At 69.1% G+C, this 15938-nt stretch carries 12 protein-coding genes and 1 pseudogene; 1 reads left to right on the top strand and 12 read right to left on the bottom strand.

The window, feature by feature from the left end; all coding sequences use genetic code 11:
* Positions 1-42 precede the first annotated feature (42 nt).
* The gene (locus PHLH3_RS09550; protein WP_173174013.1) at positions 43-1089 is read left to right on the top strand and encodes an OmpA family protein; all 1047 of its coding nucleotides are present in this window, start codon (positions 43-45) and stop codon (positions 1087-1089) included.
* 183 nt (positions 1090-1272) lie between these two features.
* Here the strand turns inward: PHLH3_RS09550 and cobA are convergent, their stop codons facing one another.
* The 12 genes and pseudogenes from cobA to PHLH3_RS09610 all read right to left on the bottom strand — a co-directional run bounded on the left by cobA (position 1273) and on the right by PHLH3_RS09610 (position 15884).
* On the bottom strand, positions 1273-2010 hold the full coding sequence (cobA, locus tag PHLH3_RS09555; protein ID WP_213629020.1) for a uroporphyrinogen-III C-methyltransferase: 738 nt from the start codon (positions 2008-2010) through the stop codon (positions 1273-1275).
* Positions 2011-2020: 10 nt separating this feature from the next.
* Entirely contained in the window at positions 2021-4732 is a 2712-nt protein-coding gene (locus PHLH3_RS09560; protein ID WP_213629021.1) for a nitrate reductase, read from the bottom strand.
* Between the two features lie 113 nt (positions 4733-4845).
* A pseudogene (locus PHLH3_RS09565) lies at positions 4846-6045 on the bottom strand (FAD-dependent oxidoreductase); the annotation flags it as partial.
* A 260-nt stretch (positions 6046-6305) separates the two neighbouring features.
* The gene (locus tag PHLH3_RS09570) at positions 6306-7976 is read right to left on the bottom strand and encodes a bifunctional protein-serine/threonine kinase/phosphatase (RefSeq protein ID WP_213629022.1); all 1671 of its coding nucleotides are present in this window, start codon (positions 7974-7976) and stop codon (positions 6306-6308) included.
* A gap of 5 nt (positions 7977-7981) precedes the next feature.
* Positions 7982-9193, bottom strand: a complete 1212-nt coding sequence (locus tag PHLH3_RS09575; protein ID WP_173174023.1) for a nitrate/nitrite transporter — start codon at positions 9191-9193, stop codon at positions 7982-7984.
* A gap of 498 nt (positions 9194-9691) precedes the next feature.
* Entirely contained in the window at positions 9692-10135 is a 444-nt protein-coding gene (locus PHLH3_RS09580) for a thioesterase family protein (RefSeq protein WP_111261294.1), read from the bottom strand.
* 105 nt (positions 10136-10240) lie between these two features.
* On the bottom strand, positions 10241-10927 hold the full coding sequence (locus PHLH3_RS09585) for a polysaccharide lyase family 7 protein (RefSeq protein WP_213629023.1): 687 nt from the start codon (positions 10925-10927) through the stop codon (positions 10241-10243).
* 191 nt (positions 10928-11118) lie between these two features.
* On the bottom strand, positions 11119-11487 hold the full coding sequence (locus PHLH3_RS09590; protein ID WP_173174027.1) for a VOC family protein: 369 nt from the start codon (positions 11485-11487) through the stop codon (positions 11119-11121).
* An 87-nt stretch (positions 11488-11574) separates the two neighbouring features.
* A complete protein-coding gene (locus PHLH3_RS09595) occupies positions 11575-12264 on the bottom strand; it encodes a YafY family protein (RefSeq protein WP_213629024.1) in 690 nt (229 codons plus the stop codon).
* 13 nt (positions 12265-12277) lie between these two features.
* A complete protein-coding gene (locus tag PHLH3_RS09600; protein WP_213629025.1) occupies positions 12278-13168 on the bottom strand; it encodes an alpha/beta hydrolase in 891 nt (296 codons plus the stop codon).
* A 115-nt stretch (positions 13169-13283) separates the two neighbouring features.
* A complete protein-coding gene (gene alaC, locus PHLH3_RS09605; protein ID WP_213629026.1) occupies positions 13284-14513 on the bottom strand; it encodes an alanine transaminase in 1230 nt (409 codons plus the stop codon).
* Positions 14514-14780: 267 nt separating this feature from the next.
* Positions 14781-15884: a polysaccharide lyase family 7 protein gene (locus tag PHLH3_RS09610; protein ID WP_213629027.1), complete on the bottom strand. Its 1104-nt coding sequence runs from the start codon at positions 15882-15884 to the stop codon at positions 14781-14783.
* Between the last annotated feature and the right edge of the window lie 54 nt (positions 15885-15938).

The following is a 15938-nucleotide window of genomic DNA, read 5'->3' on the forward strand; positions in this document are numbered from 1 at the left end:
ATTGTTCGACAACTTACTGACAACCAAGATGGGGATTTACGGATGAAACTGAAAAACACCTTAGGCGTAGCCGTTGGCTCTCTCGTTGCCGCATTTTCTCTGAACGCGCTGGCGCAAGGCCAAGGCGCTGTCGAGGTGGAGGCTTTCGGCAAGCGCTACTTCACCGACAGCTCGCGTGATCTGTCCAACGGCAACCTGTTCGGTGGTTCGGTTGGTTACTACCTCACTGACGACGTCGAACTGGCTCTGTCCTATGGCGAGTTTCACGACATTCGTTCCGAAAACGACACCGGTAACAAGAACATCAAGGGCAGCCAGACTGGCCTCGATGCCATCTACCACTTCGGCACCCCGGGTGTCGGCCTGCGCCCGTACGTTTCCGCTGGCTTCGCTCACCAGAGCATCAGCAACGTACCGGCCCGTACCGGTCGTGACCACAGCACCTTCGCCAACATCGGCACCGGCCTGAAGTACTACTTCACCGAGAACTTCTACGCCAAAGCCGGCCTGGACGGCATGTACAACATCGACGTGGGCGAGTCCGAGTGGGCCGCTGGCGTAGGTGTTGGCGTGAACTTCGGTGGTGGCTCCAAGCCCGCTGCCGAGCCGGCCCCGGCTCCGGTTGCCGAAGTCTGCTCCGACAGCGACAACGACGGCGTCTGCGACAACGTCGACAAGTGCCCGGACACCCCGGCAAACGTCACCGTTGATGCCGATGGCTGCCCGGCCGTTGCCGAAGTCGTTCGCGTCGAGCTGGACGTGAAGTTCGACTTCGACAAGTCCAAGGTCAAAGAAGAAAGCTACGGCGACATCAAGAACCTGGCTGACTTCATGAACCAGTACCCGTCGACCACCACCACCGTTGAAGGCCACACCGACTCCGTCGGCACCGACGCCTACAACCAGAAACTGTCCGAGCGTCGTGCAAACGCTGTTCGTGACGTCCTGGTCAACCAGTACGGTGTTGGTTCCGAGCGCGTCAACTCGGTTGGTTACGGTGAGTCCCGCCCGGTTGCCGACAACGCCACCGACGCTGGCCGCGCTGTCAACCGTCGCGTAGAAGCTGAAGTAGAAGCCCAAGCCAAGTAATTGGTCTGAGCTATGGAAAAACCCGGCCTCGGCCGGGTTTTTCTTTGCCTGGAGAAAAGTGCCGAGAGCCCTGGTTGGGCTCGTTGGGCCTCGCACGCTCGGCACCCACCTACAGGGAACACGTAGGTTGGGTAGAGGTACGAAACCCAACGTTGCGATGCCGAGCCGTGGAATGCCGCCCGATCAGGCGCTCAACGCCTCGGACACCGCCGCGGCCTCACCGGCCACCTCGCCGATCACCAGGATCGCCGGGCTCTTCAGCTGGAAGGTGCCGGCGTCGTCGAGCATCCGTGCCAGCGTGCTGCGGCATTCGCGCTGATGGGGCAGGGAGGCGTTCTCGATCATCGCCACCGGCATCCCCGCCGCCATGCCGCCAGCCAGCAGCCCCTCGCGGATCTCCGCGAGCTTCGCCACGCCCATGTACACCACCAGCGTGGTGCCGCTGCGTGCCAGCGCCTGCCATTCGGGCTCGCTGTCGTCCTGGGTATGGGCGGTGACGAGGGTGACGCCCCGGCTCATGCCGCGCAGGGTCAGGGGGATGCCGCACTGGGTGGCGCCCGCCAGGCCGGCGGTGATGCCGTTGACCAGTTCGCTCTCGACTCCGCGCTCGGCCAGCCACTGCGCCTCCTCGCCGCCCCGGCCGAAGATGCACGGGTCGCCGCCCTTGAGGCGTACCACGCGCTTGCCCTGGCGCGCGTAGCGCAGCATCAGGCGATGGATGAAGGCCTGGGGCGTCGAGCGACAGCCGCCGCGCTTGCCGACGCGGATCACCCGGGCGCCCGGGCAGTGCTCCAGCACCGCCGGGTTGACCAGGTCATCGATCATCACCACCTCGGCCCCCTCGAGTGCCCGTACCGCTTTCAATGTCAGCAGCTCCGGGTCTCCGGGCCCCGCACCCACCAGCCAGACCTTGCCATTCATGGGCATCTCCTCAGGCGTTCACCGCAGCCGGCGCGGGTTGCGCCGCCAGCATTCTCTTGATTTCCGGTACGCAGGAGCCGCAACGCGTGCCGCAGCCCAGCGCCTCCTTCAGCCCGGCCAGGTCCAGCCCCCGAGCGATGCCCGCCTGCACCGCCTGCAGGCCGACGTCCATGCAGTTGCACAACGTGCGGTTGGCGGAGCAGGCGCCGGTGCCGGGCGGCGCGCTCAAAGGCGCCAGCAGCCAGCGACGCAGATCCGCATCCACCCGTCCTTCCTGCCACAGGCTCTTGAGCCAGCCCCAGGCGGCGGTTTCGCCAGCCAGGCGCAGTGCAGTGATGCGCCCCTGCTCGATGCGCACGCGCTTGCCCACCGCTCGTTGCGGGTCGTCATAGGCCATCACCGGTCCCTGATCCAGTTGCAGCAACCTGTCGATACGCTCCAGCACGGCGACATCCGGGGCTGTCGCCTGGGCCGCGCGCAGCACCAGGGCAGGGCGTTCGCGTCCGACCAGCCCCAGGTTGGCGTAGGTGAAGGCCTCGCACAGCGGTCGGAGGGCTTCGAAGCGCGCCTGCACATCACCTTCCACCAGTACGAAGAGCTGCCAGTGCAGGTCCACCCGCTCCACCTCGACACCGGCGTGCTTGAGTTCCGGCTGCTTCGAGAGTGGATCGCAGGCCGGGGTGGTCAGTACGTTGACGCCCAGCCCCTTGAGGAAGCGATCGCCCCAGTGCATGGGCAGGAAGGCCTGGCCGGGGCGCAGGGCCTCGTCACCCATGACCGGCACCACCAGCTCGCCGCGACGGCTCTTCACCCGCACCAGATCGCCGTCCCGGAGCTGGCGGCGGCGCATCTCCGCCGGGTGCAACCCCAGCTGCGCCTGCTCCACATGGCCGAACAGCCGGGCAGCGGTGCCCGTGCGGCTCATGCCGTGCCACTGGTCGCGCAGCCGGCCGGTGTTGAGCACCAGCGGATAGCGCAGTTCGCGGCGTTCCCGGGGGGCGATGTAGGGATCGTCGATGAAGCGCGCACGGCCGCTCGGCGTGGGGAAGCGCCCGTCGCCATAGAGCCGCGCGCTGCCCTGGCTGGCGCCGGCGGGGTAGGGCCACTGCTGCGGGCCATGGGCGTCGATCAGGCCGTAGCCGATGCCGCTCAGGTCCAGGTCGCGGCCGGCGGTGAGCGGCTTGTACTCCTCGAACAGCGCTTCGGGGCCTGCGAAATCGAACAGGCTGGGCTTCCCCGGGCGCAGGTGGCGTTCCAGCCGCCGGGCGAAGTCGCAGGCGATGGCCCAGTCCGGGCGCGCCTCGCCGGGCGCAGGCACGGCGCGGCGCACATGGCTGATGCGGCGCTCGGAATTGGTCACGGTGCCTTCCTTCTCGCCCCAGCTGGCGGCGGGCAGCAGCAGGTCGGCGTGGCGGCAGGTCTCGGTGGTGAAGAAGGCCTCCTGGACGACCACTAAGGGGCAGGCGGCCAGCGCCGCGTGCACCCGCTGCTGGTCGGGGAGGGACTGGGCCGGGTTGGTGCAGGCGATCCACAGGGCCTTGATGCGCCCGTCGGCCACGGCGTCGAACAGGTCGATGGCCGACAGCCCCGGTGTCTCCGGCAAGCGCTCCACCCCCCAATAGGCCGCCACTTCGGCGCGGTGTCCGGCATCGCCCGCCTCGCGATGGCCGGGCAGCAGGTTCGACAGGCTGCCGGTCTCGCGGCCACCCATGGCGTTGGGTTGGCCGGTGAGGGAGAAGGGCCCGGCACCCGCCCGGCCGATCTGCCCGGTGGCCAGGTGCAGGTTGATCAGCGCGCTGTTCTTGGCGCTGCCGGCGCTCGACTGGTTCAGGCCCATGCACCAGAGCGAGAGGAAGCTCGGCGTGCGGCCGATCCACTCGGCGCAGCGCAGCAGGTCGGCGGCGTCGATGCCGCATAGCTCCGCCACCCGCGCCGGGCCGAAGTCGCGCACGCGCTCCTTGAGCGCATCGAAGCCTTCGGTGTGGCGCTCGATGAAGCGCCGGTCCACCCAGCCCTCCCACAGCAGGATGTGGAGGATGCCGTGGAACAGCGCCACGTCGCTGCCCGGGGTGATCGCCAGGTGCAGGTCGGCCAGCTCGCAGGTGTCGGTGCGGCGTGGGTCGACCACGATCACGCGCATGTCCGGGCGCCTGGCCCTGGCCTCTTCCAGGCGACGGAACAGCACCGGGTGGGCGAAGGCCATGTTGCTGCCGGCGATCAGCACGCAGTCGCTCTGCTCGATGTCCTCGTAGGAGCAGGGCGGCGCGTCGGCGCCCAGGCTGCGCTTGTAGCCGACCACGGCGGAAGACATGCACAGCCGCGAATTGCTGTCGATGTTATGTGTGCCCACCAGGGCGCGGGCCAGCTTGTTGAAGGCGTAGTAGTCCTCGGTCAGCAACTGGCCGGAGACATAGAAGGCCACGCTGTCCGGCCCGTGCTCGGCGATGGTCTCGGCGAAGCGTGCGGCGGCGTGGTCCAGCGCGCTGTCCCAGTCCACCCGGGCACGTGCCAGCCCCTTGCCCAGGCGCAGTTCCGGGTGCAGTGCGCGGGCGTCGAGACCACCCGTCAGGTGCAGCGTGGAGCCCTTGCTGCACAGGCGTCCGAAGTTGGCCGGGTGCGTCGGGTCGCCGGCGACACCGAGGATGTGCGTGCCGTCGTGCTCGATCAGCACGCCACAGCCGACGCCGCAGTAGCAGCAGGTGGAGGCGGTGGTCTGGCTCATGGCGAAGCTCCCTTGAGAGTGGGTCAGGCGCTCTGCAGCAGGCGCACCGGAACGCGCGCAGGCCCGGCGCGATGGGGTTCGGCGGCCGGCTCGAGCGCTGGCCGGGCCACGGCCTCGCCGAACATCAGGCGATCGCGGATGCCGCTGATATCGGCCTGCTCCTGCACCTGGCGGAAGTACCAGCCACCGTCGGCGGTGTCGCCGAACAGGCAGGCCCCCACCAGCACGCCGCCCCTGATCACCAGCTTCTTGTAGATGCCGCCGATGGGGTCGGAGAGGGTGATGCTCTCGGTGCCTTCGCCGCCCATGAAGTCGCCGGCGGAGAACAGGTCGATACCGGTGACCTTGAGCCTGGTGGAGACCACCGAACCCTGGTAACGGGCGAAGCCGAGCCGGGCCAGGTGGTTGGCGCACACCTGCGCCTGTTCGAACAACGGTGCCACCAGGCCGTAGGCGATGCCGCGATGGCTGGCGCATTCGCCGATGGCATAGATGCGCGGGTCGTTGGTCTGCAGGGTGTCGCTCACCAGGATGCCGCGCTCGCAGGGCAGCCCGGCGCGTTCGGCCAGGGCGATGTTGGGGCGGATGCCGGCGGCCATCACCACCAGGTCGGCGGGGATCACCTCGCCGCCGCGCACTTGCACCGCGCAGACGTGGCCGGTGCCGTGGTCCAGCAGCTCCTCGGTGTGGGTGCCGAGGCGGAAGTGGATGCCGCGCGCCTCCAGCGCCTGTTGCAACAGGCGGCCGGCGGTGCGGTCCAGCTGGCGCTCCAGCAGCCAGTCGGAGATGTGCACCACGGTCACGTCCATGCCGCGCTGGCGCAGGCCGTTGGCCGCCTCCAGGCCGAGCAGGCCGCCGCCGATCACCACGGCGTGGCTGCCGGTACGGGCGCTGTCGATCATCTGCCGGGTATCGGCGATGTCGCGGTAGCCGATCACCCCCGGCAGGCGGTTGCCCGGCACCGGCAGGATGAAGGGCGAGGAACCGGTGGCGATCACCAGGCGATCGTAGCCCGCCTCGGTGCCATCCTCGGCGATGACCAGGCGACGACGGCGGTCGATCTTCACCACGCTGCGGTTGAGCAGCAGGCGGATGCCGTGCCCGGCGTACCACTCCAAGTCGTTGAGCACGATGTCCTCGAAGGCCTGCTCACCGGCCAGCACCGGCGACAGCAGGATGCGGTTGTAGTTGGGGTGGGGCTCGGCGCCGAACACCGTGATGTCGTAGAGCTCCGGAGCGAGCCTGAGCAGCTCTTCCAGGGTACGGACCCCGGCCATGCCGTTGCCGATCATCACCAGCCTGGGTTTGTTCATGGTCACGCTCCTGCATGAATGCCGGGCAAACAAAAAAGGCGTCCCGCTGTTGCCAGCAGGACGCCTTTGTCCAAGTCCCGTTCTATCGGGAAAGTGCCATCTCTACATTGAGATGGGCGCTTTTGTAGATTGTCACCGAGCCTTTGCAGGGCCTGTGCCAACTCCTTCGGGCCCCGCGTTCCGGGGGCCGACGAGCCTGCATGGGGCGGGCGGGAGCCGCTGCCGCACCGCTTCGGGGCAGCGTGCCCGGCATCGGTGCGTCAGCCGTGCAGGCAGAGCACCAGCAGCGCCAGGTTGCCCAGCAGGGAGAGCAGGGCGATGCCGCGCCAGACCTTCAGCGGCTCGCGCTCCAGCAATGGGCGCGGCTCTACCGCCAGCGCCTTGCGCTCGCCCTGTTCCAGGGCCAGCAGCCATTCTTCCGCCGTCTCGTAGCGTTGCATGGGCTCGCTGGCCAGGGCACGGGCGAGGCATTCGTCGAGCCAGGCCGGCAGGTCAGGGCGGTAGCGGCTGGCGGGCGTCGGTGTGCCGAAGCGCGGGCGCTGGAAGGCCTCGATCTCGCCGAAGGGGTAATGACCGGTCAGCGACCGGTAGAGGGTGACGCCCGCGGCGTAGAGGTCCTGCCGCGCGGCGGGCGCCGCACCGTCGAAGGCCTCGGGGGCGATGTAGCTGGGCGTGCCCGGCAGGCTGTGCGCCTCGTCCTGGGACAGGCCCGGGCAATAGGCCAGGCCGAAGTCGAGCAGGCGCAGCTCGCCGTCATCGCCGCGCAGCAGGTTCTCCGGCTTGATGTCGCGGTGCAGGATGTTGCGCCGGTGCAGCATGCCCAGGGCCCTGATCAGGCGCGGGGCGAGGTCCAGCCAATCGGGCAGCGCCAGCGGCCCATCCTCGCGCAGCTGCTGGGCCAGGGTACGGCCCGGGTATTCGCGCTGCAGGTAGTACAGGTGCTGGCGCTGCGGCAGCGGATGCACCTCGGCGAAATGCCGTCCCGCCACGCGCCGCAGGAACCATTCCTCCTGCAGCAGGGCGGGCCCGGCGCCGGGTTCGGCGTGCCGGGCGGGCGGCAGGGTCTTCAGCAGCCAGGCTTGGCCGGCCTCGTCGAGCACGCGATAGAGCAGCGACTGGCGCGACTCGGCCAGCAATCCCTGCACCCGCCAACCCTCGAACAGCTGGTCGGGGCGCAGTTGCGGCGGCAGCGGCCACGCCTCCAATTGCGCCAGGGCGTCGGCCAGGCCGCTGGGTGGCAGAGCGTCGACCCGCACCAGCAGCGCACTGGCGTTGTCCTGGCCGCCGGCCAGGTGCGCGGCGGCCACCAGGGCGCGGCTGGCCGCCCCGGGCTCGGGTTCGTCCTGGAGGATGCGCTGGATGCCGGTGTCGCCGAGCACCGCCCAGATGCCGTCGCTGACCAGGAGGAAATGCTCGTCCTCCTGCAACTCGCCCTCCAGGTAGTCCACCACCAGGTGCTGGTCCAGCCCCAGCGCGCGCTTGAGCACGTGTTGCATGCCGGGCTGCTCCCAGACGTGGTCCTCGCTGAGGCGGTCGAGCTGGCCGGCGCGCCAGCGGTAGGCACGGCAGTCGCCGACATGGGCGAGGGTGAAGCGGCGGCCGCGCAGCACCAGCGCGGTCAGGGTGGTCAGCAGCGGCTGGCCCCCGCCGTTGGCCTGCAGCCAGCGGTTGTGGGCCAGCAGCAGGCGGTCGAGGGATTGCGCCACCGCCCAGGTTTCCGGTGTCGCGTAGTAGTCCAGTGCCAGTGCCTGCAGGGTGGCGCGGGCCGCCAGGCCGCCGTCGGCGCACTGGCTGACGCCATCGGCGAGGGCGAACAAGTAGCCCTTGCTCGCAGCCAGCGCCGGCGCGGGCGTCACCACCCGCAGGGCGTCCTGGTTTTCACGGCGAGGGCCGATGGCGCTGGCCTCGCCGACGCTCAGTCGCAGCCCCATGGCGCTCAGACGCGCGCCGCAGTGACGGCCGCCGAGCCCCAGGTGGTGCGCCAGCGCAGCTTCACGCCGTAGAGGCCGAACCAGGCCAGTACGCCGAGGCTGGCGAACAGCCACAGGCCCAGCTGGTAGTCGCCGGTGTGCTGCTTGATGGCGCCCAGGCCCGCCGTGAGGCAGAAGCCGCCGATGCCGCCGGCCATGCCGATGAGCCCGGTCATCACGCCCATTTCCTTGTGGAAGCGCTGTGGCACCAGCTGGAACACCGCGCCGTTGCCGGCGCCGAGGCTGAGCATGGCGACCACGAAGAGGGCCAGGGCGGCGGTGGCGCTGGCGATGTGGAAGCCCACCGCCGCGATGCAGATGGCGGCCAGGGTGTAGACCACCAGCAGGGTGCGGATGCCGCCGATGCGGTCGGCGAAGGCGCCGCCCAGCGGGCGCATCAGGCTGCCGGCGAAGACGCAGGCGGCGGTGTAGTAGCCGGCGGTCACCGGCTCCAGGCCGTACTGGTCGTGGAAATAGCCGGGCAGGGTGCTGGCCAGGCCGAGGAAGCCGCCGAAGGTGACGCTGTAGAAGAACATGAACCACCAGCTGTCACGGTCGCCCAGGGCCTTCATGTAGTCGGCGAGGGATTTCGGCGCGGGGCGGTTGGGGGCGTTGCGCGCAGCCAGGGTGAAGATCGCCAGGGTCAGCACCAGCGGGATCAGCGCCAGGCCGAACACGTTGTTCCAGCCGAACAGCGCGGCCAGGCCCGGGGCGAACAGCGCCGCCAGCACGGTGCCGGAATTGCCCGCGCCGGCGATGCCCAGGGCCTTGCCCTGGTGCTGCGGCGGGTACCACTGCGAGGCCAGCGGCAGGGCCACGGCGAAGGAGGCCCCGGCGAAGCCGAGGAACAGGCCCAGCAGCAGCGCCTGCTCGTAGCTGTGCACGCCCAGCTGCCAGGCGGTGAACAGCGCGGCGATCACCACCACCTGGCCGAACAGCCCGGCGGACTTCGGCGAGGTGCGGTCGGCCAGCAGGCCCAGCAGGAATCGCAGCACGGCACCGGCGAGGATCGGCGTGGCGACCATCATGGCGCGCTGCTGGGTGGTCAGTTGCAGGTCGGCGGCGATCTGCACGCCCAGCGGGCCGAGCACGTACCAGACCATGAAGCTCAGGTCGAAATAGAGAAATGCGGCGAACAGGGTAGGGGTGTGGCCGGCCTTCCAGAAACTCGTAGTCATCGAACACCTCATCTGCGTCATGGGGGGCGGAAGGGTGCACCGCGAGACAGCCCCGGCGGTCGCACCCTCCCGGAACACGTCGCGCTCGTGGCGCTCCGTGCCACGGTGTTGGCCGTGGCTGGGTCGGGTGGGTCGCTTGCGGGCGCCCGGTTCCCGGAACGCCTGCCGCCCCATCGCTGGGGCCGGAACGAAAAAAGCGCCGCGCACTGGCTGCATTTCTGCGCAGTGACGCGACGCCGTTGTCGTTCAGTCGGGCAACCGCCGTTGGCTACCTGTGCAGGCGATGGAGCAAGAGATGGGCCAAGCAGGATGCGCGGGTGACTCCCCTCGGGGTGAGCAGGGGCAAGTGCCTGATTCGACAGGCCCTTGCCGGGGTTGGCGTGGCTTTGGCGTGGCGCGCGTCATCCCCGCCCAGGCCGTTCATGACGCCGGGGGGCGATGCAAAAGGGGGCGCGCCGCGGTGGGCATGCACCGGGTCGGGGCCGGGTGTCCCGGCGCTCAGTCCAGCCAGTTGACCTTGGGGAAGGTGCTGCGGAATTTCTCCGGCATCTCCACCACCTTCGACTGGCGGTAGTCGAAGAACACGAAGCCGGACTTGGCCATGGCCACCAGCTTGCCGTCGGCGGGGCGGGTGATGCGGAAGGTGATGTCGCCGCCGTAGCGGTTGAAGTCCATCACCCCGACTTCGAACAGCAACTGATCGCGCGCATGGGCCTCGGCGCGGTAGGTGGTGGCCAGGTCGGTGACGATGATGCCGGTGCCGTCGCCCTCGGTCTCGGTGATGCCGAAGTCGAAGAGAAAGCGCGCGCGGGCCTCGGAGATCATCGAGATCATCGAGTCGTTGCCCAGGTGGTTGGCGCCGTTGATGTCGGTGACCCGCACGGTCAGGTGGGTGGAATAGCAGAACTGGTCTTCGGGGAAGTTCAGGGTCAGGCGGGCCATCGGGGTGCGAACCTCGTACGTCGGTAGGGGAAGGGCCGTGGCAACGGCGGGCGGATTCTACCCGTGCCGCCGCCACTATGTGGCCATTCGCCGACTGAATGAGGCTCAGCGATGCAGGCCGTTGAGCCAGTAGAAGGTCACCCGGCCGCCTTCGTTGCTCGGGCCGCTGTTGTCCTGGATATAGGCGCCGGCCTTGAAGTACAGCTGCTGGTTGCCCCAGTACCCGCTGAGCTGGCGGAACAGGCCGCCGTCGTCGCCCTTGCTGGTGACGGTGATGCCCAGGCGCCCGCTGGGGGTGAGGCGCAGGTCGTAGCCGAAGCGCTCGCCGATATCGACGTTTTCCGCCAGCAGGATGTTCTCCACCTCCTTGTCGCCGGGGCGCTTGCGCAAAAGGGCCTCGACGCGCCCGGTGCCGTCCTTGTAGTGGTATTGCAGCTTGAGCAGCGGGTCGTTCTGGCTGCCGGCCTCATCCTTGCTGTGGATCTGCCCGATGACGATCTTGTTCTTGCTCGGCACCTGCTGCACCGAGAGCACGGCGCTCAGGTAGTTGTCGGCGCTCTGGTAGTTCCAGTAGCTCAGGGTGCCGTCGGCCTGGGTCTCGCGCAGTTCGCTGCGCGGGTAGCGGGCGTCCTCGCTGGTGCTGCCGGTGACGGGGACCCAGAAGGTCACCGAGCCGTCGTCGTTGCGGCGGAAATACTGGCTTTCGTAACCGTTGTTGAGCCGCTGCGTGGTGATGAGCGTGGCGGATTCGTGGGTGGGGATGTCGAGTTTCCAAGTGCTGAGATCTATCACGGGCGGTCCTTGATGCCGGGTGGAATAAGCCCCTGTTCGGACCGGCCTGATCCTGGAAGTTCAGCGAGGTTCCAGTTGGGCGACGAAGTGCATGTTCGCGAGCGGGAAAAGAAGCACAGTGCCACCCGCCGGGCGGTGCTGGACCGTCCGCCTCGTGGCCGCCCGGCCAAGGGCAGGCGGCCGGCAACCCCTTACAGCGTCAGGCGGTAGACCCGCAGGCGGTGGCCGTCGGGGTCGATGCCGCTAAAGGTGTAGCCGAAGTCCATGGCCTCCGGGGCCTGGACGATCTCCACGCCCTGTTCCCGCCAGAGCCGATGCAGGCGATGCACGTCGTCGTCGCTGTCGACGTGGAAGCACAGCTCGCCGCCACCGCCCGGCACCGTGGTGGCCGGCTTCACGCCGCCACGTGCCCAGAGGCCGAGCTTGAAGCCGTTGTCGAAGACGAACAGGGCGAAGCCCGGGCTGTGCTCGACGGTCTCGCGCGCCAGCAGGCGCCGATAGAAATCGGCACTGCGCACGGGGTCGTCGACGTACAGGTTCAGCAGGTTGGGGGCGATCATTGGATGGGTCTCCGATGCGGAGCGACGGGCGTCGTCACTCGATGCGCGCAGGCTAGGCCCTCCCCCTGTCAGTTTCTGGCAGCAGCCTCACTGCTCGGCGATGCCGTGCAGCTCGCGCCACTCTCGCAGCAGCACCTGGCGCCTCCGTGGGTAGCGTTGGCCCAGGTCGCGCAGGTCGTCCACCCGGTCCAGGCGGAAGTGGCGCATGCCCTGGCGCAGCTCGCACCAGGCGGCCAGCACCCGGGTCTGCTCGAAGTAGCCCAGGGCGAACGGCCAGACCACCCGCTGCGACGCCTGGCCCTCGGCGTCGCGGTAATCGAGCTGCACGCGGTGCTCCAGGCGGATGACCTCGCGTACCTGCTCCAGCAGCGCATCGGGGATATCGCTGGCCGGTGCCGGGCCGATCAGCAGGGTGCTGGTCTCCAGTTCCTCCCGCAGGGCCGGGGGCAGTACCGCGCCGACCTTGGCCAGCACATCGCGCGCCGCCGCCATCAGCTGGCGGTCGCCCCGGCGGCTGACCCAGCGCATGCCGAGCACCAGGGCCTCGATCTCACCCAGGGAGAACATCAGCGGCGGCAGTTCGAAGCCCGGCCGCAGCACATAGCCGAGCCCGGCGCCCCCTTCGATGTTGGCGCCCTGTTGCTGGAGCGTGGCGATGTCGCGGTAGAGGGTGCGCAGGCTGATGCCCAGCTCGGCGGCCAGGGCATGCCCGGCGACGGGGTAGCGATGGCGGCGGAGGATCTGCAGCAAGTCGAGCAGGCGCTGGCTACGGGACATGGCGTGACATGGCTCAGAGACGCAGCAGCCCGACGCTGCGCAGGAAGCGCTCGACGTCGGCGGTGTAGCCGTTGTCCTGGCCGAGTTCGTGGTTGATCTGCCGGTGCGACATGTCCACGCCCATGACCTCGACGCGCTTGCCCAGCTCGCGCCCCTTGGCGGCGAAGCCACGGGCCTGGGGACAGGCATCGTCGCGGCGGGTGGAGCACACCGCCAGCAGCGGCGCGCCGGCCTGCTCCAGGCGCAGGGTGGGGGAGGCGGCACGCCAGGTGGCGGGATCGTCGCCGAAGGCGCGGTCATAGAGCTTCAGGTGCGGGCCGCGCATCACCGTCTCGACGTTGAAGGCGGCGCTGTCCAGCGCCACGGTGCCGATCCACGGGCGCGCGCCCTGTTGCGCGGCGATCTCCGGCGCGGCGTCGAGCAGCGCCACCAGGTGGGCACCGGCGGAGTGGCCCATCAGCACGAAGCGCGCCGGGTCGGCCTGCCAGCCGCTGGCCAGTTGCTGGGCCTGGGCCAGGGCCCGGGCCACGTCATCGGCCTGGGCCAGCGGCGGGGTGTCGGGGAGCATGCGGTAGTTGGTGGAGACCAGCACCACGCCCTGGGGCACCCAGCGCAGGGCCTTGTTCAGGGCGACGCTGCCGTTGTCCTTGTCGCCATTGGCCCAGCCACCGCCGTGGACCATGAAGATCACCGGGGCAGGCACGCGCGGCGCCACCTTGGGCAGGTAGACGTCGAAGCGCTGGCGCTCGTCGTTGCCATAGGCGACATCGCGCTGCACGCGGATGCCGGCCTCGTCGAGCTGGCGGGCTTCGCGGCGCTCCTGGAGCAGGCCGGCACTGGCGGTCTGCAGGGTGAGGGCGCCGAGCAGGGCGGCGCAGAGGAACAGCAGGCGGCTGGGCTTCATCGTTGGGTCCTTCGCTGATGGGCCGGGACGGCGCCCGGTACAGCCTTGATACGCCGCCGGGGCACGAACCCCTGCGCGGAAATGAAAACGGCGCCCCTTGGGGCGCCGCTGCCTGTCACTCGGCCTTGCGAGTCTTGCCGGGCTGGATCAGCCCATCGGCCCTGAACATCGCCTTGATGCCACGGATGGCCTGGCGGATGCGGTCCTGGTTCTCGATCAGGGCGAAGCGCACGTGGTCGTCGCCGTATTCGCCGAAGCCGATGCCGGGGGAGACGCAGACCTTGGCCTCGGCCAGCAGCTTCTTGGCGAACTCCAGGGAACCGAGGTGGGCGTAGGGCTCGGGGATCTTCGCCCAGATGTACATCGAGGCCTTGGGGTTCACGACCATCCAGCCGGCCTCGTGCAGGCCCTTGACCAGCATGTTGCGGCGCTGGCGGTACTGCTCGGCGATGTCGCGCACGCACTGCTGGTCGCCTTCCAGCGCGGCGATGGCGGCCACCTGCAGCGGGGTGAAGGTGCCGTAGTCGTGGTAGCTCTTGATCCGCGCCAGGGCGCTGACCAGCTCCGGGTTGCCGACCATGAAGCCGATGCGCCAGCCCGCCATGTTGTAGCTCTTGGACAGGGTGAAGAACTCCACCGCGATGTCCTTGGCGCCGGGCACCTGCATGATCGAGGGGGCCTTCCAGCCGTCGTAGACGATGTCGGCGTAGGCCAGGTCGTGGATCACCAGCACGTCGTACTGCTTGGCCAGGGCCACCACGCGTTCGAAGAAGTCCAGCTCCACGCACTGCGCGGTGGGGTTGGAGGGGAAGCCGATGATCATCATCTTCGGCTTGGGGATGGATTCGCGGATGGCGCGCTCCATCTCGGCGAAGAAGTCCACGCCGGGCACCAGCGGCACCGAGCGCACCTGGGCGCCGGCGATCACCGCGCCGTAGATGTGGATCGGGTAGCTGGGGTTGGGCACCAGCACCGTGTCGCCGTGGTCCAGGGTGGCCAGCATCAGGTGCGCGAGGCCTTCCTTGGAGCCGATGGTGACGATGGCTTCGCTTTCGGGGTCGATCTCCACGTCGTAGCGGTCCTTGTACCAGCGCGAGATGGCGCGGCGCAGGCGGGGAATACCGCGGGAGGTGGAGTATCCGTGGGTGTCTTCGCGCTGGGCGACCTGCACCAGCTTCTCGACGATGTGCGGCGGGGTGGCCCCATCGGGGTTGCCCATGGACAGGTCGATGATGTCCTCGCCACGACGGCGCGCGGCCATCTTGAGTTCGGCGGTGATGTTGAAGACGTAGGGGGGGAGACGATCGATGCGCGCGAAACGGCGCGGAGAACGCGTGTCAGCCATGCTTTCCTCGGATACGTAAGCGCCCGGAACCGTCCGAGCGACGTCGGCCACATGGGTGGCCTGGCGGCGAAGATAAGCGCAGCGGTGGGGCGTTGTCGAGAAAAATCCGAGGCCTTGTGGGGCGTTTTCTTTCAGGGCGAATGGGCGTGCCACAGGGGGGGCGCATCGCGGATGAATCCGCTCCCACGGGGCGTCAGGTGCCGGCCCGGACGCCGGTGCGGTGGACCGGTGAAGCGTGGTCCACCTACGAGTGCCCGGTGTGCGGGGTTATTGCGGGATGAGGATGGAGAACTTCTTGTGGTGGGTGCTGCCGTTGACGTCACGCACCTGGGCCACGAACCAGTGGGCGGTGGCGGAGGCGGTGCCGGCTTCCGGGGTGCCGCTGACCAGGCCGTCGGCGGCCAGCGCCAGGCCGGCCGGCGGGTGGCCGCTGACCAGCTTCCAGGTGGCGCCGCCGAGGCCGCCGGTGGCGTACAGCTGGGCCTGGTAGGGCTGGCCGACGCGGGCCTCGGGCAGGGCGGCGGGGCTGTTGACGAAGAGGCCGTCGTTGGGGTGGCTGGCGGCCAGGCGGTAGAACTTCACCCGCGCGCCTTCGGTGGCGCTGTCGCCGTGCATGTGCAGGTAGGCGCCGGCCTTGAAGTAGAAGGTCTCGCTGTTCCAGGCCGGGTCCATCGCCATGGTCGCCACCGGGCCGCCGTTGGCCGAGGCCATGGCGACGTTGTTGCTGACCTTCATCTGGTAGCTGAAGGTCTCGCCCAGGTCGATGTCCGTGGCCAGCACGTGGTTGGTATAGGGCAGGCCCTGTTCCGGCAGGCCCTGCAGCTTGGCGATGACGCGGCCGGTCTTCCTGGCGAAGTCGTAGCGGTAGTAGAGGAGGATCAGCGGCGCGCTGCCGTAGCCGTGCACCTGGCCGACGATGACGAGGCCGTCGCTGGGCACCTGCATGACCTTGAGCAGGGCGTCCTGCACCGATTCGCCGGCGCCGCTCCAGGTCAGCCCCAGGTTGCTCGGGTCGAGCATCTCGCGCAGCTCCGAGCGCGGGCTGCTGGAGCCGCCGGCGGTGGCGCCGTTGACCGGCGTCCAGAAGCTCATGGAGCCGTCGGCCGCGTCGGTGCGGAACCAGCGCGACTGGTAGCCGTCGGGGCCGCTGAGCTGGTCGGGGCGCACGGTGATGGCCTTGCCCTCGCTGCCGCCCTCGGCGTCCTGGGGCACGGTGATGTTCCAGTTCTCCAGGGCGAAGTTGCCGCCCGGGGCTATGCCCTTGTACAGCTCGGCCTGGGCTTCGCCGAGCAGCAGGCAGCCCAGCAGGCCGAGCCAGTGGGCGTTGCGGTGGCGGTGGGGAACGGGGTGGAGCGATTGGAGCCTGTGCATGCCTTGCATCCTCGTTGTCGGGCCGCACTCCGCTCGAGACCGCCTTCCTTCGAC

It is taken from the genome of Pseudomonas sp. Pc102 (assembly GCF_018408275.1).
Lineage (GTDB): Bacteria > Pseudomonadota > Gammaproteobacteria > Pseudomonadales > Pseudomonadaceae > Metapseudomonas > Metapseudomonas tohonis.

Bases quoted from the DNA above. Each gene is read 5' to 3' on its own strand.
- PHLH3_RS09550 (WP_173174013.1), top strand. From the start codon at position 43: ATGAAACTGAAAAACACCTTAGGCGTAGCCGTTGGCTCTCTCGTTGCC.
- cobA (WP_213629020.1), bottom strand. From the start codon at position 2,010: ATGAATGGCAAGGTCTGGCTGGTGGGTGCGGGGCCCGGAGACCCGGAG.
- PHLH3_RS09560 (WP_213629021.1), bottom strand. From the start codon at position 4,732: ATGAGCCAGACCACCGCCTCCACCTGCTGCTACTGCGGCGTCGGCTGT.
- PHLH3_RS09570 (WP_213629022.1), bottom strand. From the start codon at position 7,976: ATGGGGCTGCGACTGAGCGTCGGCGAGGCCAGCGCCATCGGCCCTCGC.
- PHLH3_RS09575 (WP_173174023.1), bottom strand. From the start codon at position 9,193: ATGACTACGAGTTTCTGGAAGGCCGGCCACACCCCTACCCTGTTCGCC.
- PHLH3_RS09580 (WP_111261294.1), bottom strand. From the start codon at position 10,135: ATGGCCCGCCTGACCCTGAACTTCCCCGAAGACCAGTTCTGCTATTCC.
- PHLH3_RS09590 (WP_173174027.1), bottom strand. From the start codon at position 11,487: ATGATCGCCCCCAACCTGCTGAACCTGTACGTCGACGACCCCGTGCGC.
- PHLH3_RS09595 (WP_213629024.1), bottom strand. From the start codon at position 12,264: ATGTCCCGTAGCCAGCGCCTGCTCGACTTGCTGCAGATCCTCCGCCGC.
- PHLH3_RS09600 (WP_213629025.1), bottom strand. From the start codon at position 13,168: ATGAAGCCCAGCCGCCTGCTGTTCCTCTGCGCCGCCCTGCTCGGCGCC.
- alaC (WP_213629026.1), bottom strand. From the start codon at position 14,513: ATGGCTGACACGCGTTCTCCGCGCCGTTTCGCGCGCATCGATCGTCTC.
- PHLH3_RS09610 (WP_213629027.1), bottom strand. From the start codon at position 15,884: ATGCACAGGCTCCAATCGCTCCACCCCGTTCCCCACCGCCACCGCAAC.